23 protein-coding genes are annotated in these 24,043 nt (G+C 59.7%); 6 read left to right on the top strand and 17 right to left on the bottom strand.

Annotated elements, in window-relative coordinates; translation table 11 throughout:
- Positions 1–2,669 (top strand): translocation/assembly module TamB domain-containing protein (locus tag BN1800_RS18435; protein WP_179213821.1); only part of this gene is annotated, 2,669 nt, incomplete at its 5' end.
- Here BN1800_RS18435 and BN1800_RS18430 read toward each other — a convergent pair.
- Positions 2,666–3,094, bottom strand: coding sequence for an Lrp/AsnC family transcriptional regulator (locus BN1800_RS18430; RefSeq protein WP_086999978.1), 429 nt, complete (start codon positions 3,092–3,094; stop codon positions 2,666–2,668). The two genes, BN1800_RS18435 and BN1800_RS18430, sit on opposite strands and share 4 nt — an antisense overlap.
- 131 nt (positions 3,095–3,225) lie before the next feature.
- Between BN1800_RS18430 and rocF the strand changes: the two genes are divergently transcribed.
- The 3 genes from rocF to BN1800_RS18415 all read left to right on the top strand — a co-directional run bounded on the left by rocF (position 3,226) and on the right by BN1800_RS18415 (position 6,075).
- Entirely contained in the window at positions 3,226–4,161 is a 936-nt protein-coding gene (gene rocF, locus BN1800_RS18425) for an arginase (protein ID WP_027511675.1), read from the top strand.
- A gap of 12 nt (positions 4,162–4,173) precedes the next feature.
- Complete coding sequence (gene rocD, locus BN1800_RS18420; RefSeq protein WP_086999976.1) at positions 4,174–5,373, top strand: ornithine--oxo-acid transaminase; 1,200 nt, start codon at positions 4,174–4,176, stop codon at positions 5,371–5,373.
- Positions 5,374–5,598: 225 nt separating this feature from the next.
- Positions 5,599–6,075, top strand: coding sequence for a chemotaxis protein CheW (locus tag BN1800_RS18415; protein ID WP_027511677.1), 477 nt, complete (start codon positions 5,599–5,601; stop codon positions 6,073–6,075).
- 143 nt (positions 6,076–6,218) lie between these two features.
- On the opposite strand, the gene BN1800_RS18410 is transcribed toward BN1800_RS18415, so the two are convergent.
- The 9 genes from BN1800_RS18410 to BN1800_RS18370 form a co-directional block, all read right to left on the bottom strand.
- Entirely contained in the window at positions 6,219–7,877 is a 1,659-nt protein-coding gene (locus BN1800_RS18410) for an OFA family MFS transporter (RefSeq protein ID WP_086999974.1), read from the bottom strand.
- A 91-nt stretch (positions 7,878–7,968) separates the two neighbouring features.
- Complete coding sequence (locus BN1800_RS18405; protein ID WP_027511679.1) at positions 7,969–8,214, bottom strand: formate dehydrogenase subunit delta; 246 nt, start codon at positions 8,212–8,214, stop codon at positions 7,969–7,971.
- Complete coding sequence (gene fdhD, locus BN1800_RS18400) at positions 8,204–9,031, bottom strand: formate dehydrogenase accessory sulfurtransferase FdhD (protein ID WP_086999972.1); 828 nt, start codon at positions 9,029–9,031, stop codon at positions 8,204–8,206. The genes BN1800_RS18405 and fdhD overlap by 11 nt, the downstream gene beginning before the upstream one ends.
- A complete protein-coding gene (gene fdhF, locus BN1800_RS18395) occupies positions 9,031–11,910 on the bottom strand; it encodes a formate dehydrogenase subunit alpha (RefSeq protein ID WP_086999970.1) in 2,880 nt (959 codons plus the stop codon). The genes fdhD and fdhF overlap by 1 nt, the downstream gene beginning before the upstream one ends.
- Before the next feature lie 6 nt (positions 11,911–11,916).
- Entirely contained in the window at positions 11,917–13,473 is a 1,557-nt protein-coding gene (locus BN1800_RS18390) for a formate dehydrogenase beta subunit (protein ID WP_086999968.1), read from the bottom strand.
- A complete protein-coding gene (locus tag BN1800_RS18385; RefSeq protein ID WP_027511683.1) occupies positions 13,470–13,949 on the bottom strand; it encodes a formate dehydrogenase subunit gamma in 480 nt (159 codons plus the stop codon). The genes BN1800_RS18390 and BN1800_RS18385 overlap by 4 nt, the downstream gene beginning before the upstream one ends.
- 138 nt (positions 13,950–14,087) lie before the next feature.
- A complete protein-coding gene (locus tag BN1800_RS18380; RefSeq protein ID WP_027511684.1) occupies positions 14,088–14,981 on the bottom strand; it encodes a LysR family transcriptional regulator in 894 nt (297 codons plus the stop codon).
- A gap of 71 nt (positions 14,982–15,052) precedes the next feature.
- Entirely contained in the window at positions 15,053–15,394 is a 342-nt protein-coding gene (locus tag BN1800_RS18375) for an ArsR/SmtB family transcription factor (RefSeq protein ID WP_027511685.1), read from the bottom strand.
- A 103-nt stretch (positions 15,395–15,497) separates the two neighbouring features.
- Positions 15,498–16,268, bottom strand: coding sequence for an SDR family NAD(P)-dependent oxidoreductase (locus BN1800_RS18370; RefSeq protein ID WP_027511686.1), 771 nt, complete (start codon positions 16,266–16,268; stop codon positions 15,498–15,500).
- 96 nt (positions 16,269–16,364) lie between these two features.
- Here BN1800_RS18370 and BN1800_RS18365 point away from each other — a divergent pair, with 96 nt between their 5' ends.
- The gene (locus BN1800_RS18365; RefSeq protein ID WP_027511687.1) at positions 16,365–17,141 is read left to right on the top strand and encodes a DeoR/GlpR family DNA-binding transcription regulator; all 777 of its coding nucleotides are present in this window, start codon (positions 16,365–16,367) and stop codon (positions 17,139–17,141) included.
- 147 nt (positions 17,142–17,288) lie between these two features.
- On the opposite strand, the gene soxR is transcribed toward BN1800_RS18365, so the two are convergent.
- On the bottom strand, positions 17,289–17,750 hold the full coding sequence (gene soxR, locus BN1800_RS18360; RefSeq protein WP_086999966.1) for a redox-sensitive transcriptional activator SoxR: 462 nt from the start codon (positions 17,748–17,750) through the stop codon (positions 17,289–17,291).
- 71 nt (positions 17,751–17,821) lie between these two features.
- Here soxR and BN1800_RS18355 point away from each other — a divergent pair, with 71 nt between their 5' ends.
- Complete coding sequence (locus BN1800_RS18355; RefSeq protein WP_086999965.1) at positions 17,822–18,400, top strand: NADPH-dependent FMN reductase; 579 nt, start codon at positions 17,822–17,824, stop codon at positions 18,398–18,400.
- Positions 18,401–18,691: 291 nt separating this feature from the next.
- Here the strand turns inward: BN1800_RS18355 and BN1800_RS18350 are convergent, their stop codons facing one another.
- From BN1800_RS18350 to BN1800_RS18325, 6 genes are read right to left on the bottom strand one after another with little or no spacing between them, the layout of a single operon-like run.
- A complete protein-coding gene (locus BN1800_RS18350) occupies positions 18,692–19,099 on the bottom strand; it encodes a F0F1 ATP synthase subunit epsilon (RefSeq protein ID WP_086999963.1) in 408 nt (135 codons plus the stop codon).
- Positions 19,099–19,338 carry a hypothetical protein gene (locus BN1800_RS18345; protein WP_086999961.1) on the bottom strand — a complete coding sequence of 80 codons (240 nt, stop codon included), beginning with the start codon at positions 19,336–19,338 and terminating at the stop codon, positions 19,099–19,101. The genes BN1800_RS18350 and BN1800_RS18345 overlap by 1 nt, the downstream gene beginning before the upstream one ends.
- Positions 19,338–20,813: a F0F1 ATP synthase subunit beta gene (gene atpD / locus BN1800_RS18340; RefSeq protein ID WP_086999992.1), complete on the bottom strand. Its 1,476-nt coding sequence runs from the start codon at positions 20,811–20,813 to the stop codon at positions 19,338–19,340. The genes BN1800_RS18345 and atpD overlap by 1 nt, the downstream gene beginning before the upstream one ends.
- Positions 20,814–20,836: 23 nt before the next feature.
- Complete coding sequence (locus BN1800_RS18335; protein WP_086999959.1) at positions 20,837–21,721, bottom strand: F0F1 ATP synthase subunit gamma; 885 nt, start codon at positions 21,719–21,721, stop codon at positions 20,837–20,839.
- Between the two features lie 26 nt (positions 21,722–21,747).
- Complete coding sequence (gene atpA / locus BN1800_RS18330; RefSeq protein ID WP_086999958.1) at positions 21,748–23,277, bottom strand: F0F1 ATP synthase subunit alpha; 1,530 nt, start codon at positions 23,275–23,277, stop codon at positions 21,748–21,750.
- Positions 23,277–23,843, bottom strand: a complete 567-nt coding sequence (locus BN1800_RS18325) for a F0F1 ATP synthase subunit delta (RefSeq protein WP_086999956.1) — start codon at positions 23,841–23,843, stop codon at positions 23,277–23,279. The genes atpA and BN1800_RS18325 overlap by 1 nt, the downstream gene beginning before the upstream one ends.
- Between the last annotated feature and the right edge of the window lie 200 nt (positions 23,844–24,043).

Raw genomic sequence — 24,043 nt, 5'->3', positions numbered from 1 at the left:
ACAACAAACTCGACTTCGATGCGGACCTGACCGGTGCAGCCAACATGGGACTGAGCGCGGACGGGAATATCGTTATCGCGGGAACGACGGTCCAAAACCTCGACGTGAATGCCAATCTCAACAATGTCCCGGCAAGCATTGCAAACAGCTTCGTGCCCGGACTTGCTGCGGAGGGCACGATCTCAGGAACTGCCAAAGCATCGGGAACGCCTGTTGCGCCAGCAGTCGATTTCGATCTCGACTGGAAGGACGCAGCCACAAGCCATACCAAAGTTTCCGGATTGAAAGCGCTCGGGCTGAGCGCAACCGGCAAATTTGCAGATAACAGGCTCGACTTCGATGCAAATGCGAATGCCGCGGGAAACGTGGCTGCGAAAGCGGCGGGTAACATTGTTGTTGCCGGGGAGACTGTTCAGAGTTTGCAGATCGACGCCGACGTCGCCAACATTCCCGCAAGCATCGCAAACGGCTTCGTACCAGGCCTAGCTGCCTCCGGCACTGTCTCGGGAACCGTGACCGCTTCCGGTACACCCACTTCACCTGCCGTTGATTTCAAGCTCGATTGGAAGGACCTAGCCACAAGCCAAACCAAGGGTGCAAGGCTGTCCTCCTTGGATCTCAGCGCGAGCGGCAAATTTGCCGCCAATAGGCTCGATTTCGATGCAAATGCGCGTGGCGCCGATGGCGCCTCGCTGAGAGCGACCGGCAATGCCGCGCTTGCCGGCAGGACAGTGGAGAGCCTGAGCGTTGACGCCAACATTGCCAATCTTCCGGCAGGCATAGCCAACAATTTCGTGCCAGGTCTTGCAGCAGAAGGCATTATTTCAGGGACGGTTACGGCCTCGGGAAACCTCGCCTCCCCCGCAGCCGATTTCAAACTCGACTGGAAGAATGCGGCAACCAGCCACACCAAGAAGGCAGGACTGTCCCAGCTCGCACTGAACGCGACTGGCAAGCTTGCGAATAACAGGCTCGACTTCAATGCCGATCTGAACGGCGCCGGCAACGTGGCGCTGAAGGCCGGAGGCAATGTCATGATAGAGGGGACGGCCGTCAAGAACCTCAAGGTGGACGCCAATATCTCCAATCTTCCGGCGAGCGTGGCAAACGGCTTCGTGCCCGGCCTCGCCGCGTCGGGAACGATCTCTGGAACGGTATCGGTTTCCGGCTCCCTTTCCGCACCGACCGTCGATTTCAAGCTTGACTGGAAGGATGCGGCAACGGGCCAGACCAAAGGCGCGGGCCTCTCGCCGTTCGAAATCGCGGCAAGCGGCAAACTCGCCAACAACAACCTTACGATTGATACCAACCTTATAGGCGAGAGCGGCCTTTCCATGAAAGGCGGCGGCACCGTTGCGATCACGGGCAACCGGGCCCTCAATCTGCAATTCCGCGGCAACCCCCCCTTTGCCATATTGGGCGCACAGCTGGCGCAGCAGGGCTTCGTCGCGGAAGGCACCGCCGACATAGACCTCCGTGTCACCGGCACGGCTGCCGGGCCTATCGTCAATGGGACCATTACGACGAGCGGCGCCAAGCTGGTCGATGTCCGCAGAAACCTTGCGCTCAACAATGTCACCGCCAACATCACCATGAATGGCGAACAGGCCACCATCTCCCGCCTGAGCGGCAATTTCGTGAGCGGCGGCAGCGTTACGGCAAGTGGAACGATCGGGATCCGACCGGGCAGCGGCTATCCGGTAAACATCGAGGTTAGGCTCGACAGGGCAGTCTATGTTGACGGAACGCTTGTCGTCGCGACGGTCGACGGCAATCTCGGCCTCCGGGGTCCGCTGCTCACCAACCCAACGCTGAGCGGCAGGTTGAACGTCGAAAAAGCATCGATCACCGTGCCGGACAAACTGCCGACTTCACTGCGGGAAATCAACATCAAACACCTCCATGCACCATCGGCGGTGCGTGCCCAACTGCGCGACGAAAACGCGCAGAAGCCCGGCGAGAAATCCACGATACTCGCGCTCGATCTGCAGATTGACGCGCCCTCGCAAATCTTCGTCCGCGGCCGCGGCATCGATTCGGAACTCGGTGGCAGTGTTACGATCAGAGGAACGGCTGCAACGCCCGTCGTTTCCGGCGGCTTCACCATGCGCCGCGGACGCTTGACCATCCTTAGTCGGCGCCTGAACTTTACCGACAGGAGCCGTATTACCTTTGCTGGCGATTTGACGCCGACGCTCGATATGGAAGCAAGCTCCACATCGGGAACGACGACGCTCACCGTCGACGTCACGGGACTTGCTACGGATCCCTCGATCACCTTTTCGTCCTCGCCGACCCTGCCGCAGGACGAGGTGCTGGCGCAGCTGATCTTCGGCCAATCCATGTCGAAGCTCTCGCCGGTCCAGATCGCGCAGCTCGCCGATGCGGTGAGCCAGCTAGCGGGCGGACGCTCAACCTCGCTTTTCGAGGGACTCCGCAACCAGCTTGGTGTCGACGACCTCAATATCAGCACAGACGAGAAGGGGCAGACGAGCGTCAGCGTCGGCCGCTATCTGAATGAGCGCACCTATTTCGAATTACAGCAGGGCGGCGAGGCAGGCGCCAAGGCGATCATCAATCTCGATATCGGGCGTGGCGTGAAATTGCGCGGTGCTGCAGGCGGAAACGGTGCTGGCGAAGCCGGCATCGTCTACGAGCATGAATACTAGAATCCGGTCTTCCTGGTTTTCAGCAGGATACTGGTTTCGGTCGAATTGATGCCATTGATGAGCCGGATACGGCGCAGCGTCTCATCGAAGGAGACGAGATCGTGATCCTCAAGCTCTGCGACGAAATCCCATTTGCCGTTGGTGCTGTGCAACGCGCGCACCTGCGGAAGACCGCGCAACTGATCGGCCACCCGGTCTGCGAGTTTGCCGAGAACCTCGATCATGACGATGGCGCGAACGCCGGCGGCGCGTGTCTCATGGCCGGTACGGATGGTGAAAGCGGCAATGGTGCCGCTTGCGACCAGCCGGTCGATGCGGGCGGCAACGGTCGCACGCGACGCGCCGGTCATCGCGGCAAGAGAGGATACCGGCGTTCTCGCATTATGGCGAAGCGCACTGAGAAGTTCTTGGTCAAGGTCGTCCATAGCGATCACTTTGGCGAAACACACTTAGCAAAGTGCATAATCGGATTTCATTTCTGACACTTTTCCATCTTTTTGCCGTCACGTCGATATCCGATTATGCGTCAATCCAATTTCGAACCGGAGCGCCCAGAATGGAAGTTCAATCTCGATCAGTCACACTCATTGGTGTTCCGGTAGAGGAAGGCTCTGGTCGGCGCGGGGCGGCGATGGGGCCGGCAGCGCTGCGCATTGCCGGTGTGGACCAGACGCTGATCGACCTCGGCCATGATGTGCGCGATGAAGGCGACATCCTCGTCGTTCCTGCGCGCGACCTTCCAAACCATCCGAAGGCGCACAATCTGCGTCTCATCGGCGCCTATACGCGTGCGCTCGAAGCAAGCACCTACGACGCCGCCGCGGCCGGCCGTTTTCCGCTGATTCTTGGCGGCGATCACAGCCTGTCGATGGGCAGCGTCTCCGGCATGGCGCGCTACGCGGCTGAAAAGGGCCGCCCGCTCTTCGTGCTCTGGCTCGACGCCCATTCCGACTTCAATTCGCCGGCGACGTCGCCTTCCGGCAACATGCACGGCATGCCCGTCGCCTTCTTCTGCGGCCAGGCCGAGGTCGCGGAGATCCTGCCCAGGGACCGACCCCTCGTTGATCCGCGCAATGTGTTTCAGGTCGGCATTCGCTCCGTCGATCCGTCCGAGCGCGTGGAAATCCAAAAACACGGCATCAATGTCTTCGACATGCGCTCCATCGATGAGCAGGGCATCGCAGCCACCATGCGCCATATCGTCAGCACGATTGAAAAGGCGAACGGCCTCCTGCATGTAAGCCTTGATGTCGATTTCCTCGATCCGGATATCGCACCCGGCGTCGGCACCACCGTTCCCGGCGGCGCGACATTCCGCGAGGCGCACCTCGTCATGGAAATGCTTTCCGACAGCGGGCTCGTTTCGTCGCTTGATCTCGTCGAGCTCAATCCATTTCTGGATGATCGTGGCAAGAGCGCTCGCGTTCTCGTGGAGCTGACGGCAAGCCTCTTCGGCCGCCGCATCTTCGATCGTCCGACACGCGCCGCATAGGGGGAAACGGCAATGACAGGATCTGCAAATCTGATCGCCACCGAACAGCTGCTTGGTGCGCACAACTACAAGCCGCTCGATGTCGTTCTGACCCGCGGCGAAGGCGTGTACGTTTGGGATACGGACGGCAAGCGGTATCTCGATTGCCTTTCCGCCTATTCAGCGGTCAATCAGGGGCACTGCCATCCGAAGATCCTGGCTGCGATGATCGAACAGGCCGGAAAGCTCACGCTCACCTCGCGCGCATTCCGCAACGACCAGCTCGCTCATCTCTATGAGGAGCTGGCAGCGCTCACCGGCTCTCACAAGATCCTGCCGATGAACTCCGGCGCCGAAGCCGTCGAGACAGCCATCAAGGCGGTTCGCAAGTGGGGCTATGAGGTGAAGGGCGTTCCGGAAGGCAAGGCGGAGATCATCGTCTGTGCCGATAACTTCCACGGCCGGACGCTCACTATCATCAGCTTCTCCACTGATCCCGACGCACGTGCCGGGTTCGGTCCCTATACGCCGGGCTTTCGCACGGTTCCCTTCGGCGATGCGGAGGCCTTTGCAGTCGCGATCAACGAGAATACCGTTGCCGCCCTCATCGAGCCGATCCAGGGCGAAGCTGGTGTCGTCATTCCGCCTACGGGCTATTTCAAGCGTATCCGCGAGTTGTGCACGGCCCATAACGTCACGCTAATCCTCGACGAGATCCAGACAGGGCTCGGCCGGACGGGCAAGCTTCTGGCGGAGGAGCATGAAGGCATCGAAGCCGACGTGACGCTGATCGGCAAGGCGCTTTCCGGTGGTTTCTATCCGGTATCGGCCGTCCTCTCCAACTCGGAAGTTCTCGGCGTCCTGAAACCCGGCCAGCACGGCTCGACGTTCGGCGGCAACCCGCTTGCGTGCGCCGTCGCCCGCGCGGCGCTGAAAGCGCTCACCGAGGAAGGCATGATCGAAAATGCCGAGAAAATGGGCGCATACTTCATCGACGGCCTGAGATCGATCCGTTCCAATATCGTCAAAGACGTGCGCGGCCGCGGCCTGATGATGGCGATCGAGCTGGAGCCGGAAGCAGGCGGCGCGCGGCAATATTGCTACAGCCTTAAGGAGCGGGGCCTCCTGGCAAAGGATACGCATGAGAATACGATCCGCCTGGCGCCGCCGCTCGTCATTACCAAAGAACAGGTGGAATGGGCTGTCTCTGAGATCGAGAAGACAATCGCATAGGCAAGGGCCTTCTGGCTTCCATTGTTGGTCAAAACTGCAAGGGAATCCAGAAACCTTGCGGTCTGCTATGGCAATTTAGATTTGCGCAACACTCTTCCGGTAATGTCCCGGATAATCGTAACGAGGCCTCGAAAATCATTGCGAGGACGTCGCGTGGTGTGAAGGCAGGGGTGTTCGCGCCAATGGTGGCGCAGCCGCTTCTGCCGGGCTTGGGAAGACTTTCTAATGACCACGATCAACTCAAATAACTTCAGCGGCGATACTCTCGAGATCATCGCGTTCCGTCTCCACGATCAGGAGTTCTGCGTGAAGACGACAACCATCCGCGAAATCCGCGGCTGGGCACCATCGACGCCGATCCCGCATGCGCCGGCTGACGTCATCGGCGTCATGAACCTTCGCGGTTCCGTTATCCCGATCATCGATCTCGCCTACAAGCTCGGCATGAAGAGCACCGTCGCCAATGAACGCAGCGCCATTGTTGTCGCAGAGGTGCACAGCATGGTCATCGGCATGCTTGTCGACCGCGTCTCTGACATTCTGACGATTGCCTCCAGCCAGGTTCAGCCCGTACCGGAAGTGACGGCGTCGTTCGATCGCGCCTATTGCGAAGGCGTCATCGCATCGGAAAACGGCATGATCTGCTTCCTGAACCTCGCCAAGATGTTCAAAGAAAACGAAACCGACGAGCTGGCAGCTTAAGCCACCGAAGCATAACGTTCCGAAGAAAGCCGCTGCACGGCGGCTTTTTTAATGTCTGCCTTCATGCGAGGTAGCTGTGGCCTATGTGCCGACGTAAAGGCACGTGCCGAAGCGCGTGCCTTGATTTTCGATAATGGGCAAAATCAGCCGAACAGAGCAAGAGTCGCCTTCAGCGTGACCCATACACCCCAAAGCAGCGGGATGCCGACAACAGCCCAGGCAAGCAGAGCCCTCGCGTCGAAACCACCTTTGCCGATGCCGAACGAGCCGGATGGGCCGATACTCGCAGCGGCAGATTTCGCCTGAAGTGTGGCGACTTCCTCATCGGACATGAACCACTTGCCGGCAAGTGGCCGAACCAGGGCATTGGCAATCAGGCCGAGCGCCAGCATGCCGGCCAGGATATACATGGTTCCTGTGTAGAGCGCCGGTCCGGGGGCAACACCGGCTGCAATCTGCGCTTCGCGGATATAGTTGACGACCACAGGACCCACGATGCCGGCTGTTGCCCATGCTGTCAGAAGTCGGCCGTGGATCGCGCCGACGAATTGCGTGCCGAAGATGTCGGCAAGATAAGCCGGAATTGTCGAGAAGCCGCCGCCATACATCGAGAGGATGATGGCGAAGGCGACGACGAAGAGCGCCTTGTTGCCGATGCCCGCAAAGGTCGGGGCGAACGCGTAAAGCGCGATACCGAGGATAAAGAAGCAATAATAGGTATTCTTGCGGCCAATCCTGTCGGAGAGCGAGGCCCAAAAGAAGCGACCACCGATGTTGAAGAGCGACAGAAGCCCGGCGAACCCGGCAGCGATCGTGGCAATGGATGCTCTCTGCGCCGCATCAAGCTGCGCAAAGCCGACGTCAGGCAGACCGATCAGCGAGCCGGCGAAGATTTCCTGCAGCATCGGCGAGGCCATACCGATAACACCGATACCGGCCGACACGTTGAGGCAAAGCACGGCCCAGATCAGCCAGAACTGCTTAGTCTTGTGCGCATCGCGCAAGTGGACATGCTTTGTCGTGATCATCGTGCTTTTGGTGGCAGGCGCCGTCCAGCCTTCCGGACGCCAGCCGGCGGGCGGGATGCGATAGCCGAACGCACCGCCCAACATGAAGCCGAAATAGAGGATCGCCATGGCGATGAAGGTCTGCCAGACGCCAACCGAGGTATCGGTCCTGAAATAGTTCATCAGCAGGTTGGCAAGCGGTGCGCCGATCATCGCCCCGCCGCCGAAGCCCATGATAGCCATGCCCGTCGCCATACCACGGCGGTCTGGAAACCACTTGATGAGCGTCGACACCGGCGAAATATAGCCGAGACCGAGACCAATGCCGCCGATCACACCGGCACCAAGCCACATCAGCCATAGCTGATGCGTCATCACGCCGACGGCAGCCACGAGAATACCGCCGCACCAGCAGCACGCGGACACGAAGCCGGCTTTACGCGGTCCGGAACGCTCCAGCCAGCCGCCCCAGATAGCCGCTGAGCAGCCGAGCAGAACGAAGAAGAGCGTATAAATCCAGCCGAGATCGGCGACGCGCCAGTCGCAGGTCGTCGTGAACAATGCAGACGCGAGCGTCAGTTCGGGGCACGCAGTCGATGCCGTGATCCCAAGTGATTTTGAAAGCGGCAGCCAGAAGACGCTGAAGCCGTAAGCCATGCCGATGCAGAGATGGATGGCGAGCGCTGCCGGTGGCACGAGCCAGCGATTGAAACCCGGCTTAGCAATGATCCTGTCTCGATCAAGCAGGCCGAGACCCGCTATATCACCTGTGGTACTTGTTTCCGCTGCAGTCATGAATAATTCCTCCAGATTAATGGCTTTGCTTGCAATAATTCATGCTTAAGCAGGCGAAATGCCTGTTTCCCCTCTCGCGTGAAATCGATGTTTATTTCTGGATTGGCTCCGCCGGCTCGGGCCGGTGGATCAGAGATGCGGCCTCAACGACAAGCGCGTTCAGGCTGTTGCTGTCTTTTTCTAGTACTTCAAACAATTGCCGCCGCATGCGCGGCTCCCAGAATTTGTTGATATGCGTCGCAACACCTTGAGCCGCCTCGCTTTCCGGCTGGCTCTTGAAAAAGGTCGCTATTTGGTTGGCCATGTAGACGAGCTTGGAATGCGGATCATGCGACATCGGCAATACTTTCAGGCAATATACGGTGCGGGTGGGTGAAAATTTCGAAGTCATCGCCGCGCACAAGCGCAACGAGCGTCATGCCCGCTTGCTCGGCGGTTCGGATGGCAAGAGCCGTCGGCGCGGAAATCGCGATGAGAACGGGGCTTCCGAGGATCGCAGCCTTCTGTACCATCTCGACGGACAGCCGGCTTGTGACAGCTACAGCCCCGCTTGAGCCGCTCGTTCCGATGCGAATGACGGCACCGCAGAGCTTGTCGAGCGCATTGTGCCTGCCAACATCCTCGCGAGCGGCGAGCAGGTCTTTTCCACGAACGTAGAAGCCCGCTCCATGTACCGCCCGTGTTTCCCGGTGAAGCGGCTGGGCGTCATTGAGCAGCGAGACGGCGCGGACGATATCGCCATGCGTCAGCTTGAGATCCGCAGAGGAAACATCGGGTATCTGACGGACAGCCTGTTCGATAGATTCGATGCCGCAAAGTCCGCAACCGACCGGTCCGGCCATGCTGCGCCGGCGCGCACGCAAGGCATCCGCGACGTCGTCTATCAACGTTACCTGGACATCGATACCCCGCTCCTCATCAATGATTTCGATTGCGGAGATCTGGCTCGCGTCCTGGATTATGCCTTCCGTCAGGCTGAAGCCAACCGCAAAGTCTTCCAGATCGTCCGGCGTCGCCATCATTACGGCATGCGATGTGCCGCCATAGGAAAAGGCAACCGGTACTTCCTCCGGCACGACGCGCTCACCCGGCATCATGACCCCGCCCTTCCGGGCGATTCGGTTGACGGAAATGCGCGTCGGCCGCCTTTTCATTATTCGGCTGCCTCCAGCTTGCCGGCGATCCGGCGGCTCTGACGTGCCTGCTCGTCATATTCGATCTGCCAATCCGATGGACCGTTCGAAGGCGAGACCTGCACTGCCGTCACCTTGTATTCCGGGCAGTTCGTCGCCCAGTCGGAGAAGTCTGTGGTGATGACATTTGCCTGCGTGTTCGGATGATGGAAGGTTGTGTAGACGACCCCGGGCGCAACGCGATCGGTGATCAGCGCCCGCAGTGATGTATCGCCGGAGCGGCTGCCCAGCTTGACCCAGTCGCCATCGCGAATGCCCCGCATTTCGGCATCATGCGGATGGATTTCCAGCCGGTCCTCGGCATGCCAGACGACGTTGTCGGTGCGCCGCGTCTGGGCGCCGACATTGTATTGGCTGAGGACGCGGCCGGTCGTCAGCAGCAGCGGGAAGCGCGGCCCCGTGCGCTCGTCGGTCGCCACATATTCGGTGCGGATGAATTTGCCCTTGCCGCGAACAAAGCCGTTCACATGCATGATCGGCGAACCTTCCGGGTTCTTCTCGTTGCAGGGCCACTGCACCGAGCCCATCTTTTCCAGGTAGTCGTAGGAAACCAGCGCGAAGCTCGGCGTCGTTGCCGCAATCTCGTCCATGATCTCGGATGGATGCTGATAGTTCCAGCCAAGCCCCATCGCTTGGGCCAGCTTCTGCGTTACCTCCCAGTCCCCATAGCCGTTGCGTGGGGTCATGACCTTGCGCACGCGGTTGATGCGGCGTTCGGCGTTGGTGAAAGTCCCGTCCTTTTCCAGGAAGGTCGACCCCGGCAGAAAGACATGCGCGTAGTTTGCCGTTTCGTTCAGGAAGAGATCTTGAACCACGACGCATTCCATAGCGGCAAGGCCGGCGGCCACATGCTTTGTATCCGGGTCGGATTGGAGAATGTCCTCGCCTTGGACATACAGGCCCTTGAATGTGCCTTCCACGGCAGCATCCAGCATATTCGGAATGCGAAGGCCGGGTTCGTTGTTGAGTTTGACGCCCCACAGCTTCTCGAAAATATCGCGTGTCGCATCGTCCGAGATATGGCGATAGCCCGGCAGCTCGTGGGGGAACGAACCCATGTCGCAGGAGCCCTGCACATTGTTCTGGCCGCGCAGCGGATTAACGCCGACGCCCGGGCGACCGATATTGCCGGTCGCCATCGCCAGGTTCGCGATCGCCATAACGGTCGTAGAACCCTGGCTGTGTTCGGTCACGCCGAGGCCGTAATAGATCGCCCCGTTGCCGCCGCGCGCATAAAGGCGAGCAGAACCACGCAGATCTTCGGCGGGAACGCCGGTGAACTTCTCTGTCTCTTCCGGACTGTGCTGTGGTTCGGCGACGAAAGCCGCCCAATCTTCGAATTCTGACCAATCGCAGCGTTCGCGGATGAAGGCTTCGTCATAGAGCCCTTCGGTGACGATCACATGCGCAAGCGCGGTCATGACCGCGACATTGGTGCCTGGTTTCAACGGCAGGTGATAGGCGGCCTCGACATGCGGCGTTCTGACGAGATCGATGCGCCGCGGGTCGATGACGATCAGCTTGGCGCCTTGGCGCAGGCGCTTCTTCAGGCGGGATCCGAAGACCGGATGCCCATCCGTCGGATTGGCACCTATAACGACGACCACATCAGAATCTTCGACGCTGTCAAAATTCTGCGTGCCAGCCGATGTGCCGAAGGCTTGGCCAAGACCGTAACCCGTCGGCGAATGGCAGACGCGGGCGCAGGTATCGACATTGTTGTTGCCGAAGCCTGCGCGGATCAGCTTCTGGACAAGGAAGGTCTCCTCGTTCGTGCAGCGCGACGAGGTGATCCCGCCGATCGAGTCGCGGCCGTATTGATACTGGATGCGGCGGAATTCCGACGCCACATGCGCGAAGGCTTCGTCCCAAGTCACTTCGCGCCAGGGATCGGTGACCTTTTCGCGGATCATCGGATTGAGGATGCGATCCTTGTGCGTCGAATAGCCGTACGCGAAACGGCCTTTGACGCAGGAATGCCCTCGGTTGGCCTGCCCATCCTTCCACGGCACCATGCGCACCAGCTCTTCGCCGCGCATTTCCGCCTTGAAGGAGCAGCCGACGCCACAATAAGCACAGGTGGTCACGACCGAATGTTCCGGTTGGCCAATCTGGATGACCGACTTTTCCGTCAGTGTCGCCGTCGGGCAGGCCTGCACGCAGGCGCCGCATGAGACGCATTCGGAATCGATGAAATGCTCGTGCATGCCTGGCGAAACGCGCGAGCCGAAACCGCGGCCTTCGATCGTCAGCGCGAAGGTTCCCTGCACTTCCTCACAGGCGCGCACGCAGCGGGAGCAGACGATGCATTTCGACGGATCATATGTGAAATACGGGTTCGACTCGTCTTTCGGCATCCATTTGAGATTAATGTCGCCGTTGTTGCGTGCCTTGACGTGATTGTCGCCTTCATAGCCGAAGCGTACGTCGCGCAAGCCGACGGCGCCGGCCATGTCCTGCAGTTCGCAATCGCCATTGGCAGCACAGGTCAGACAGTCGAGCGGGTGGTCGGAAATATAAAGCTCCATCACCCCGCGGCGGATATCCTTGAGGCGCCCGGTCTGCGTATGGACCACCATGCCCGCCGCAACCGGCGTCGTGCACGATGCAGGCGTCCCGTTGCGGCCTTCGATCTCCACGAGACACAGGCGGCAGGAGCCAAACGCGTCGACCATATCGGTCGAACAAAGCTTCGGCACCTGAATACCAGCCTCCATCGAGGCGCGCATGACGGACGTACCCTCCGGCACGGTGATCTGCCGGCCATCGATGGTCAGCGCCACACTTGTTTCGGATTTCGAAGCCGGCGTGCCGTAGTCGATTTCGTGAACGAGAGACATAGGTCCTTACTCCGCCGCTTCGATGAAGGGTACTGGCGCGAAATCGTCCGGGAAGTGCGTCATCGCGCTCATCACCGGATAGGGTGTGAATCCGCCGAGCGCGCAAAGAGAGCCGAATTTCATGGTGTTACAGAGATCGGCGAGCAGTGCCCGGTTCTTCTCCGGTTCGATTCCTCGCGCGATCTTGTCTGCGGTCTCGACGCCGCGCGTGGAGCCGATGCGGCAGGGCGTGCACTTGCCGCAACTTTCGACCGCACAGAATTCCATGGCGAACCGCGCTTGTTTCAGCATGTCCGCCGTGTCGTCGAATACGACGATGCCTGCATGGCCAATGAGGCCATCCTTGGCGGCAAAAGATTCATAGTCGAAAGGCGTGTCGAAGAGGGCCCGCGGGAAATAGGCGCCAAGCGGACCGCCAACCTGAACTGCTTTCACCGGCCGTCCGGTCGCCGTGCCGCCACCGATCTTGTCAACGATGTCGCCGAGCGAGAGACCAAAGGCCGTTTCATAGAGGCCGCCATGCTTGACGTTCCCGGCGATCTGCAGCGGAATCGTGCCGCGCGACCGGCCCATACCGAAATCGCGGTAAAAGGCGGACCCCTTGTCCAGGATGATCGGAACAGAGGCCAGCGAGATCACGTTGTTGATGACCGTGGGACAGCCAAAGAGCCCCTTGTGCGCCGGCAGCGGCGGCTTGGCGCGCACGACACCGCGCTTGCCTTCCAGGCTGTTCAGCAGCGACGTTTCCTCGCCGCAGACATAAGCGCCCGCACCGGTCCTGACTTCGATATCGAACGCGCGACCGGAATCGAGTACCGAAGCGCCGAGAATGCATGTCCTGCGGGCGATCTCAACCGCTTCCGTCATCGTCGCGATCGCATGCGGATATTCCGAACGGATGTAGATGAAGCCTTTTGTGGCGCGGGTGGCGAGACCGGCGATCGCCATGCCTTCGATCAGAACGAAGGGATCGCCCTCCATGATCATGCGGTCCGCGAATGTGCCACTGTCGCCTTCGTCCGCATTGCAGACGATGTATTTCCGGTCGCCGGCGGCATCCAAAACCGTCTTCCACTTGATACCGGTCGGAAAACCAGCACCGCCGCGGCCGCGAAGGCCGGAATCGGTGACCTCCTTGACCACGTCTGCAGGAGCCATGGCCACGGCGCGGTGAAGCCCCGCGAGACCGCCGTGTGCCTCATAATCTTCCAGGGAAAGCGGATCGACGATGCCGCAGCGGGCGAAGGTCAGGCGGGTCTGTTCCTTCAAGAATGGGAGGCCTTCGACCTCCCCAAGACAGAGCGCGTGATCATCGCCGCTTGCGAACCCGACATCGAAAAGCGCGGCGACGTCCTTCGCTTTGACCGGACCGTAGCCGATGCGCTTGCCGGATACCTCGACCTCCACCAGAGGCTCCAGCCAGAACATTCCGCGCGAGCCGTTGCGCACGATCTTCGCATCGATGCCGCGGGCTGCGATCTCCTGGGTAACCGCTTCAGCCACCTTCTCGGCACCGAGCGCCAGCGCTGCGGCGTCGCGCGGAACATAAATCGTCACGCTCATCGCCGCGCCTCCGCAACGAGCTCGGCGACGGTCTCGTCATCGACCCGCCCATAGAGATCGCCGTCGAGCATGGCTGCAGGTGCGCAAGCGCAGAGCCCGAGACAGTAGACGGGCTCCAAGGTCACGCTGCCATCGAGCGCAGTTTGATGGAAATCGACACCGAGCAATGTCTTGATACGATCGGCAACAGCATCCCCGCCCATCGATTGACAGGCCTCGGCACGACAGAGCTTCAGGACATGGCGGCCGGCAGGATGATCGCGATAATCGTGATAGAACGTCATCACGCCATGCACTTCGGCGCGCGACAGATTGAGCCCGTCGGCGATGACAGTAAGCGCTTCCTGCGGCACATGGCCGAATTCATCCTGAACTTCATGGAGGATTGGAAGGAGTGGACCTTCAAGAGCGCGCAAGGCACCAACAATCGCGCGCGTGCGTTCGGCAATATCGCCATTGGCGACATGAGCATTCATTTCGGCGGGCCTCCCAGGGCTTCCTATGTCGATCACCGCAGCGGCCTCCCTCTGCCGATCCGGTACCTCGAAGGAAGTCTTTCAGGGAAACATCGAGCGATCAATAAAGCTGTTCCGTCGATTGATAGGAAATTTCTATCAAAGACTTTCGCTCTCTGCGAGTATTCTCGCCTCATGCAACAATGCAGACACGAGGGGCGTAAACGGCTCGCGATGCGTCGCAACCAACCCGACCGAATGATGGGCCGCCGGCTCGATAATCGGAATCATTCGTATTTCGGCTGGAAACCCAAAGGATTCAGCCACATTTCGCGGCATGATGCTCGCCCAGCGCCCGGTTCTGACATGAGAAAACAGCACGATCATCGAACCGGATTCCAAGGTGGGATGCGCGCTCGAGCCCGCTTCTGCGAGGTGCCGGTTGATGATCCGGCGGTTCTGCATGTCGGCGGTCAATAGGCAAAGCCGAAGATCGCCCACTTCACGCCATGTCACGGTTTCGCGATCGGAAAGCGGGCTGCCGGCGGCGGTGATCAGGTGGTAGCGCTCGGCATAAAGCGGCACGGTCGTCACACGCCCGAGCGGCTCGTTTTCAAGATACGTCACCCCGGCGTCGATCTCGAGATTTTCGAGCATGCTCAACACCTGCAACGAATTGCGTGAAACGATGGAGAAGGTGACGTCCGGATGCCGCTCTTGAAAGGGCGTCGTGATCCGCGCCAGCATCGCCAGAGCAGTCGGAATGGAGGCAAGGCGCAGGTGGCCGGAAAGGCCTCTGCGCGCGGCGCGCATCTCTTCGCGCATGGTGCGCGTGTCGCCGACGATGCGCCTTGCCCACTCGAGAACACGCTGGCCCTCCGGCGTCAGGCCCTGAAAGCGCGAGCCTCGCTGCACCAGCATGACACCCAACTGGTCTTCGAGCTGCCGAATCGCGGCCGACAGGGTGGGCTGCGAGATGCCGCACTCCTCGGCAGCGCGGCCGAAGTGCTTTTCGTTGGCAAGGGCAATGAAGAATTCAAGCTTGTCGATCATCCGACCTCCAGCCGCCTTCGAGACAAGCCATCTTTGGCCTTAGCCGTTAATAATCGCAAGGGCTGCAAGCATCAGCCAACGTCGGGCGCTTCAAACATGCCGAAGAGCAAATCCATGAAGATCGTTATATTGGCATTGCCGATGCTGTAATAGATGAGACGGCCTGCCCGGCGCGTGTTCACGAGGCCTTCCATGCGCAGCCGCGCAAGCTGCTGCGAAACCATCGCTTGTTGTACACCGAGCAATTCTTCGATTTGGCTGACCGTCTTTTCCTCATTGGCGAGGATGCACAGAATGAGAAGCCGGGTCTGATGTGCCATTGCTTTCAGCAGATCGCTCGCTTCGTGGGCTTTGGCGGCAAGCTTCTGCAGTTCCTGGCCGGTTATTCCCGGCTCGGTCTTCGGCAAGGGCATTCGGACTCTCTGCTGGATGCACTTCAGGTAGACCGGAACGATAGCATATCCACATGCCGGCATTGTGCCGAATTGTCGAAATACCAAAAAAAGTCCAAGCAAATCAGCAGATAAGCTGGCCGCCGTTGATTTCGAGCACTTGCCCCGTGATGTAACCGGAAAGCGATGGCGCAGCCAGAAAGAGATAGGCAGGTGCGCAATCCTCGGCAGTCCCGAGACGTTGCAGCGGTATGCCCTTGCGGGTCTGCTCCAGCTTCTCCGGCGAGGAATAACGCCCGTGAAAGTCGGTTTCGATCGTGCCCGGGGATACGCAATTGACCCGGATTGCATCTGGCGCCAGTTCGCGTGCGAGCGCTTTGGAATAGGTAGAGACGAATGCCTTGGAGGCGGAATAGATCGCGGAGCCGGGACTACCGCCTGTCATCGCGGAGATCGAAACCGTGTTGACAATCGCCGCGCCGTGGGCCGCCCGCAAAGCCGGCAGCAGAACGCGCGTAAGCTCAACGACGGATGTCTGATTGAGCCTGACGATCGTGTCGTATTCTCCATCCGTCAACGCGCCTGCGGGAAACCGGCCAACCATCGTGCCGGCATTGTTGACGAGCACATGCACCGCGCCAAAAGTATCCAGAGCTTTCGCCGCGAAAGCAGCCGTGCCGTTCGGCGACAGAAAATCGGCTGCAACGAGAACTGCGCGTCGCTCCTGCTCTGCCGTCAACAGGAAGTCCGGCAAATTCCTTTCGCTATTCCGGCCAGTGTGAACCAAGACGTGCGCGCCGCAATCCAGGAACTGCCGCGCGACTTCGAGGCCGATTCCACGCCCTGCGCCGGTCACGACAACATTGCGATTTTCAAAAAGTTTGGGGTGAAACACGCTTGAAACCCTCCCGGCTCCGGCTGCCAGTCGCCGATTGCGCAATTTTCGCTTTAACATATGATCCGGCCCAGCGAAAGAAAGGGAGACGAAGCCATGTTTCTGTCCGGACGGCAGACGGAGATTCTCGATATCGCCAAAGCCGAAGGCCGCGTGCTGGTCGATGATCTGGCAACGCGCTTCTCCGTCACGCCGCAGACCATTCGCAAGGACCTGAACGACCTTTGCGATGGACACGTGCTGACGCGTATTCACGGCGGGGCAATTTTTCCGGGCGGGACAGAGAACGTGAAATACGAGGCACGCCGCTCGATCGCCGCCGGTGAGAAACTCGCGATCGGTCGCGCGACCGCTGACATTATTCCCGACAAAGCTTCGCTCTTCATCAATATCGGAACGACGACCGAGGCAGTCGGGGAAGCGCTGGTCGATCACCACGAACTGATGGTGATCACCAATAACATCAACGTTGCCAGTCGTTTGCGTCTGTTTCCCTCGATCGAGGTCGTCATCGCGGGCGGCGTAGTGCGCCATTCGGATGGCGGCATCGTCGGCGAAGCAGCCGTCGATTTCATCCGGCAATTCAAGGTCGATTATGCCGTCATCGGCGCTTCGGCGATCGATCCGGACGGTGCGCTTCTCGACTTCGATTTCCGCGAAGTGAAGGTCGCCCAAGCCATCATGGCGAATGCGCGCCACGTCGTCCTTGTTGCCGACTCCACCAAATTCGAGCGCACGGCTCCGGTGCGCATTGGCCACCTGTCGCAGGTCCACACCTTCGTTACTGACGACTGTAATGTCGAATCGCTCAGGAAGGTCTGCGCGGAAAGCAACATTAATCTGATCGAAACCTCGGAAAAGACACTGCCATAGAATGTTCGTTTGATATTCTATTTATCTTCGATTTGTCGCTATTCTAGTTCGTTTAATGGCGTTGGACTTGTGGCGGAAGGGGGGCATATCTATCGGTAATGGGGCGACTGCCCTAGACAACTAAATGCGGGCGACTGCAGCGGCTGCCTAAGCCTCCTCCAGCAGGCGCGCACCGGTTCCCTCCTTGCCCAGTTTGTCACAAGGGTTTCGCAATGGGCAGCTTTCGATAGACAGGCAACCACAGCCGATGCAACCGGTCAGGCGATCGCGAAGCAGCGTCAGCCGTTTGATTCGCGAATCCAGATCGTCCTTCCATATCTGCGAGAGCTTCTGCCAATCGCCTGCCGTCGGCGTTCGCCCCTGCGGCAGGGTATCGAAAGCCGCCTGAATTTCAGCCAGCGGTATGCCGACCCTCTGTGCCACCTTGATGATGCCGAGACGGCGCAGGACATCGCGCCCGTAACGCCGCTGGTTGCCGCGCGAGCGCATGCTCGAAATCAGACCCTTGGCCTCGTAGAAATGCAGCGCCGAGACCGCCAGTCCGCTGCGCTCCGCCACTTCGCCTACAGTCAGAAGCCTGCTGAAATTGGTCGATGAAATTGTTTCCATACGCCTATTGACCTCAATATTGGTTGAGGTTTTATAAGCCAAGCTCCTCGCAGCGTAAAGAAGGGGCAATTATGAAAACAGCCATCAAAGTCGGCGTCATCTACGGAAGCATACGACAGGGCCGGATATGCGACCCGGTGGTGAAATGGCTGACCCGGCAGCTTGTACTCTATCCGCTGATCGACCTCGATATCATCGATCCGCTCGATTTCGACCTGCCATCCCAGCATGATGACGGTCATCGCGAAGTAAAGCGTCTCGCCTCCCGTCTGAACGCGGTGGACGCCTTCATCGTCGTCACGCCCGAATATAATCACAGCTTCACAGCGGCACTGAAATTCGTGCTCGATTCGTTCAACGAACCCTGGCATGGAAAACCTGTGGCCTTCGTATCCTATGGAGGCATCTCGGGCGGTCTGCGTGCTGTCGAGCAGCTGCGGCTTGTCTTCGCCGAACTCCATGCCGTCACCGTGCGTGACACAGTAAGCATTGCGGCACCTTGGAACCGCTTCGATGAAGACGGCAACCTCGATCGGCCCGAAGAAACGCGATCCTGTTTCCGTTTCCGGCAGGTACGGAAACGCCGGCGGACACCTGGGCTAATCCATGCCCGGGTGTCCGCCCAGGGTACGTGTGACCGTTCGGGCTAACGAAGGTGGATTGCATCGCGCGCTGCGCGTCCACATGTCGGCTGTCCCAGGCAGCGCCCTTGCCCTGCCCTGCATCATGTCCTAGGCGTGAGGTGAGGCAGACCAGGCGAGGCACGAATGAGAGAGCGGAAGCTGGCAGGCGCAGATGCCATGCGTGCGGCTGCGTGTCTTCATCGAACGGCCGGTCCTACTGAGAGCCCACGCCGTTCCACGTTGAGCCGGCCCCACCCCAGCCGCGACAAAAAAAGCGGCCCGCTAAGGCCGCTTTAGGTCATTTCCCTGCAATCCCGATCAATCCTGCTGGACGATGCCGCGCAGATGCGTCAGTTCCATGATGAAATGCTCGAGCCTGGACTTATGCTCGTGATGCAGGGCATCCTCGAGCTCCTTCTTCGCAGCCTCAATCCGACGGGTCAGCTCATCTTTGGTAAGATCTTCGACCGCGACGGCAGATTCTGCAAGCAGCGTGCAGCCGGTCGGCAGGATGTCGGCGAAACCGCCGAAAACGACATAGTCCTGCTTGGCGCCGCCGCTGGAGCGGACGCTGACGATACCCGGCTTGATGGTCGTCATCGCCGGGGCGTGGTTCGCCATGACGGTCATCTCGCCCTCGGTTGCCGGAATGACAACTTCCGTCACCATCTCCGACAGGAGCAGACGCTCCGGAGATACGAGTTCAAAATTGAAATTGTCAGCCATCAGTGACTTACCTTCTCGGCTATGGCTTTTGCATCTTGCAGTTTGGTCCCGCAGAACGGGCAGTGCAGTATCGCCTGATCGAGATATCCGAGACCTTCTTCGGTCTGGACCAACCCTACCACCATCATCAGTGCGCCGTTATCCGCTTTGTAGACGGTCGGCGCCGCCGGGGCGGGAAGTCCTGCCACGACTTCCCTCAGGGAGTCGCAGCAGAAAATCTCGTCATCAGCTTCGTTCATCAAGCAGCTGCGGAGAGCTTCTTAGCCTTCTCGATGGCTTCTTCCATCGAGCCGACCATGTAGAAGGCAGCTTCCGGCAGGTGGTCGTATTCGCCGTTGACGAGACCCTTGAAGCCCTTGATCGTGTCTTCGAGAGCAACCAGCTTGCCCGGCGAACCGGTGAAGACTTCGGCAACGAAGAACGGCTGCGACAGGAAGCGCTCGATCTTGCGGGCGCGGGCGACGGCGAGCTTGTCCTCTTCGGACAGTTCGTCCATGCCAAGGATCGCGATGATGTCCTGCAGGGCCTTGTAGCGCTGCAGCGTCGACTGAACCTTACGGGCAACTTCGTAGTGTTCTTCGCCGACGACCATCGGGTCGAGCATGCGCGACGTAGAGTCGAGCGGGTCAACGGCCGGATAGATGCCCTTTTCAGCGATCGAGCGCGACAGAACGGTCGTTGCGTCAAGGTGTGCGAACGAGGTTGCCGGAGCCGGGTCGGTCAAGTCGTCGGCCGGAACGTAGATAGCCTGAACCGAGGTGATCGAGCCGGTCGTCGTCGTCGTGATGCGTTCCTGCATCTGGCCCATGTCGGTTGCGAGCGTCGGCTGGTAACCCACAGCCGAAGGAATGCGGCCGAGCAGAGCCGACACTTCCGACCCCGCCTGCGTGAAGCGGAAGATATTGTCGACGAAGAACAGAACGTCCTGGCCCTGGTCGCGGAAGTTCTCAGCAACCGTCAGACCGGTCAGAGCGACGCGAGCGCGAGCACCCGGCGGTTCGTTCATCTGGCCGTAGACGAGGGCGGCCTTCGAGCCTTCGCCGCCGCCATGCTTGTTGACGCCCGATTCGATCATTTCGTGATAGAGGTCGTTGCCTTCGCGGGTGCGTTCACCGACGCCTGCAAACACCGAGTAACCACCGTGCGCCTTGGCGACGTTGTTGATCAGTTCCATGATGAGAACCGTCTTGCCGACGCCGGCACCGCCGAAGAGGCCGATCTTGCCGCCCTTGGCGTACGGAGCCAGAAGGTCGACGACCTTGATGCCGGTGACGAGAATCTGTGCTTCCGTCGACTGCTCGACGTAAGACGGTGCGTCCTGATGGATCGCGCGCCTGGAAGCGGTGACCAGCGGACCGGCTTCATCAACCGGCTCGCCGATGACGTTCATGATGCGGCCGAGCGTCTCCGGGCCGACCGGGACCGAAATTGGAGCGCCGGTGTCGACGACTTCCTGGCCGCGCACCAGACCTTCGGACGAATCCATGGCGATCGTGCGGACTTCGTTTTCGCCGAGGTGCTGTGCAACTTCCAGAACCAGACGGTTGCCCATGTTGGTGGTTTCGAGCGCGTTCAAAATCGCCGGCAGTTCGCCTTCGAAAAAAGCAACGTCGACGACGGCGCCGATAACCTGTGTGACCCTGCCGACAGAGCCTGTGGCGGTCTTCTTAGCGGCGGTCTTCGCTGCCGCCTTCGGGGTAGCTGCCCTAGCCATTTTCATACCCTCTTTCTCTAACCTCAGAGCGCTTCCGCGCCCGAAATGATTTCAATGAGTTCCTTGGTGATCTGAGCCTGACGCTGGCGGTTATAGCTGAGCGTCAGCTTATTGATCATCTCACCAGCGTTGCGCGTCGCACTGTCCATCGCGCTCATCTTCGCGCCCATTTCGCCGGCGACATTTTCAAGCAGCGCGCGGAAAACCTGGACCGAGATGTTGCGCGGGATCAGGTCGTTCAGGATCGATGCCGGATCCGGCTCGTATTCATAAACGGCACCCGAATGCTCGGCGTCTTCAACAACAGCGTCAGGAGCCGAAGCCGGGATAAGCTGCTGAGCCGTCGGCACCTGCGAGATGACCGATTTGAATTCCGAGTAGAACAGCGTGCAAACGTCGAATTCCCCGGCTTCGAACATCTCGATGACGCGTCTGCCGACCTGGTCGGCATTCTCGAAGCCGATGCGCTTGACGTCGCGAAGTTCCTTGCGCTCGACGATGAGCGAAGCAAATTCGCGGCGAAGAACGTCATAGCCCTTCTTGCCGACGGTGAAGATCTTGACGGTCTTGCCCTCGGAGATGAGCTTGCGGGCATGATCTCGGGCAAAGCGCGCGATCTGCGAATTGAAGCCGCCGCAGAGGCCGCGCTCGGCAGTGCAGACAACGAGCAGGTGAACCTGATCCTTGCCCGTACCCGTCATGAGCACTGGTGCGCTGTCGGCATCAGTCATCGCCTTGGAGATGTTCGAAAGAACAGTCGCCATGCGCTCCGAGTAAGGCCGGGCGGCCTCGGCCGCCTCCTGCGCACGCCGAAGCTTCGCCGCGGCGACCATCTTCATCGCCTTGGTTATCTTCTGCGTCGCCTTGACGGAGGCGATCCGGTTTTTCAGATCCTTAAGTGAAGGCATCCGTTTTCCGTCCTAAATGGGTGCGATCAGGCGAAAGACTTCGCGAAGGTATCGAGAGCAGCCACCAGCTTGCCCTTGGTATCGTCGCTGATTGCCTTCTCCGTGCGGATCGTGTCGAGGATGGCTGAGCCTTCCGAGCGCAGGTACGAAAGCAGTGCCTGCTCGAACTTGCCGATCTGAGCGACGGCGATCTTGTCCAGATAACCATTGACGCCCGCGAAGATGACCGCGACCTGCTCTTCCACCTTCAGCGGCGAGAACTGCGGCTGCTTCAGGAGTTCGGTCAGACGGGCACCACGGTTCAGCAGGCGCTGCGTCGCGGCGTCAAGGTCCGAACCGAATTGGGCAAAGGCTGCCATTTCGCGATACTGGGCAAGCTCACCCTTGATCGAGCCGGCAACCTGCTTCATCGCCTTGATCTGCGCGGCGGAACCGACGCGGGAAACCGACAGACCGACGTTAACGGCCGGACGGATACCCTGATAGAACAGATCGGTTTCGAGGAAGATCTGACCGTCGGTGATCGAGATCACGTTGGTCGGAATGAAAGCCGAAACGTCGTTGCCCTGCGTTTCGATGACCGGCAGGGCCGTCAGCGAACCGGCGCCCATTGCGTCGCTCATCTTTGCAGCGCGCTCGAGGAGACGCGAGTGCAGGTAAAAGACGTCGCCCGGGTAGGCTTCGCGGCCCGGCGGGCGGCGCAGCAGCAGCGACATCTGGCGGTAGGAAACGGCCTGTTTGGAGAGGTCGTCGTAACCGATCAGCGCATGCTGGCCGTTGTCGCGGAAATATTCGCCCATGGCGCAGCCGGCAAATGGAGCCAGGAACTGCATCGGAGCGGGATCAGAAGCCGTCGCGGCGACAATGATCGAATACTTCAGGGCGCCACGTTCTTCGAGAACCTTGACGAACTGCGCAACCGTGGAGCGTTTCTGGCCAACGGCGACGTAGACGCAAAAAAGCTTTTCAGCTTCCGGACCGGAGTCGTGAATGGCCTTCTGGTTCAGGATCGTGTCGAGAAGGATCGCGGTCTTGCCGGTCTGGCGGTCGCCGATGACAAGCTCGCGCTGGCCGCGGCCGACGGGGATGAGAGCATCGATAGCCTTGAGGCCGGTCGACATCGGCTCGTGAACCGACTTACGCGGAATGATGCCCGGCGCCTTGATATCGACACGCGAACGGCGCGTCGCGTTGATCGGGCCCTTACCGTCAATCGGATTGCCGAGAGCGTCGACGACGCGGCCGAGCAGTTCCGGACCAACCGGAACGTCAACGATAGCGCCGGTTCGCTTGACGGTGTCGCCTTCCTTGATGTCGCGGTCGGATCCGAAGATAACGACACCGACGTTATCGGACTCGAGGTTCAGCGCCATCCCGCGGATGCCACCGGGGAACTCGACCATTTCACCCGCCTGAACGTTGTCCAGACCGTAAACGCGAGCAATACCGTCACCGACAGAAAGCACCTGGCCGACTTCCGAGACTTCCGCCTCTTTGCCGAAATTTTTAATTTGATCTTTGAGAATTGCGGAAATTTCCGCGGCGCGGATATCCATCAGCCAACCTCTTTCAATGCAAGCTTGAGGGTAGAAAGTTTGGTACGAAGCGACGTATCAATCTGACGGGACCCGACCTTCACGATCAGACCACCAAGAATTGACGGATCGACCGTGACGGCAATCGCCACGTCTTTGCCGGTGACGCCCTTCAGCGCCGCCTTCAATTCGGTTTCCTGCGCTGTGCTCAGCGCATGGGCCGAGGTAACCTCGGCAGAAATTTCGCCACGCTGGCGAGCAGCAATGATGCGGAAGGCCTTGATCATGCCCGGGAGGGCAAAGAGGCGGCGGTTACGCGCCACAACCTTCAGGAAATTACCAACGAAGCCGCCGATGCCGGCCTTCTCGCTGATTGCAACGATCGCCTTGAGCTGATCGTCGGCGGAGAATACCGGGCTCGCGACGAAGCGCTTCAGGTCGTCGCTCTCATCCAGCATCGCCTGGAACCGGTCGAGATCTGCAGTGACGCTCTCAACGGCGCCCTCTTCAAGCGCCAGTTCGAACAGCGAGGACGCATATCGTTCTGCAACACCAGAAGTAAGCTGGGACGTGTCTGCCACGGGCACAAATTTCCCTGATTTCAACCCAAGAATCCGGCCGCTGGCGGGCGCCTGACCTATATTCTTGAATTCGTTATGATTTCCCCCAGAAATCGCAAGAGAAGCCTCTTGCTTCTTCCGAAATTCGGGGTCCGTCTAACATAGGATGTCGGGACTCGCAACACGCGTAGTGCCCGAATATGCCTTTCGAATGCTTTTCTATCTGC

This window comes from Rhizobium sullae, from assembly GCF_900169785.1.
Taxonomy (GTDB): Bacteria; Pseudomonadota; Alphaproteobacteria; order Rhizobiales; family Rhizobiaceae; genus Rhizobium; species Rhizobium sullae.
The sequence above is the reverse complement of the archived record's forward strand: the minus strand, read 5'-3'. Positions and strand labels throughout refer to the sequence as shown.

Bases quoted from the DNA above. Each gene is read 5' to 3' on its own strand.
- fdhF (WP_086999970.1), bottom strand. From the start codon at position 11,910: ATGTCTCTCGTTCACGAAATCGACTACGGCACGCCGGCTTCGAAATCC.
- BN1800_RS18375 (WP_027511685.1), bottom strand. From the start codon at position 15,394: ATGCCCTTGCCGAAGACCGAGCCGGGAATAACCGGCCAGGAACTGCAG.
- soxR (WP_086999966.1), bottom strand. From the start codon at position 17,750: ATGGAAACAATTTCATCGACCAATTTCAGCAGGCTTCTGACTGTAGGC.
- BN1800_RS18335 (WP_086999959.1), bottom strand. From the start codon at position 21,721: ATGCCTTCACTTAAGGATCTGAAAAACCGGATCGCCTCCGTCAAGGCG.
- BN1800_RS18385 (WP_027511683.1), bottom strand. From the start codon at position 13,949: ATGAATGCTCATGTCGCCAATGGCGATATTGCCGAACGCACGCGCGCG.
- atpD (WP_086999992.1), bottom strand. From the start codon at position 20,813: ATGGCTAGGGCAGCTACCCCGAAGGCGGCAGCGAAGACCGCCGCTAAG.
- BN1800_RS18345 (WP_086999961.1), bottom strand. From the start codon at position 19,338: ATGAACGAAGCTGATGACGAGATTTTCTGCTGCGACTCCCTGAGGGAA.
- rocF (WP_027511675.1), top strand. From the start codon at position 3,226: ATGGAAGTTCAATCTCGATCAGTCACACTCATTGGTGTTCCGGTAGAG.
- BN1800_RS18410 (WP_086999974.1), bottom strand. From the start codon at position 7,877: ATGACTGCAGCGGAAACAAGTACCACAGGTGATATAGCGGGTCTCGGC.
- rocD (WP_086999976.1), top strand. From the start codon at position 4,174: ATGACAGGATCTGCAAATCTGATCGCCACCGAACAGCTGCTTGGTGCG.
- BN1800_RS18415 (WP_027511677.1), top strand. From the start codon at position 5,599: ATGACCACGATCAACTCAAATAACTTCAGCGGCGATACTCTCGAGATC.
- atpA (WP_086999958.1), bottom strand. From the start codon at position 23,277: ATGGATATCCGCGCCGCGGAAATTTCCGCAATTCTCAAAGATCAAATT.
- BN1800_RS18365 (WP_027511687.1), top strand. From the start codon at position 16,365: ATGTTTCTGTCCGGACGGCAGACGGAGATTCTCGATATCGCCAAAGCC.
- BN1800_RS18405 (WP_027511679.1), bottom strand. From the start codon at position 8,214: ATGTCGCATGATCCGCATTCCAAGCTCGTCTACATGGCCAACCAAATA.
- BN1800_RS18350 (WP_086999963.1), bottom strand. From the start codon at position 19,099: ATGGCTGACAATTTCAATTTTGAACTCGTATCTCCGGAGCGTCTGCTC.
- BN1800_RS18430 (WP_086999978.1), bottom strand. From the start codon at position 3,094: ATGGACGACCTTGACCAAGAACTTCTCAGTGCGCTTCGCCATAATGCG.
- BN1800_RS18355 (WP_086999965.1), top strand. From the start codon at position 17,822: ATGAAAACAGCCATCAAAGTCGGCGTCATCTACGGAAGCATACGACAG.
- BN1800_RS18380 (WP_027511684.1), bottom strand. From the start codon at position 14,981: ATGATCGACAAGCTTGAATTCTTCATTGCCCTTGCCAACGAAAAGCAC.
- BN1800_RS18390 (WP_086999968.1), bottom strand. From the start codon at position 13,473: ATGAGCGTGACGATTTATGTTCCGCGCGACGCCGCAGCGCTGGCGCTC.
- fdhD (WP_086999972.1), bottom strand. From the start codon at position 9,031: ATGAAAAGGCGGCCGACGCGCATTTCCGTCAACCGAATCGCCCGGAAG.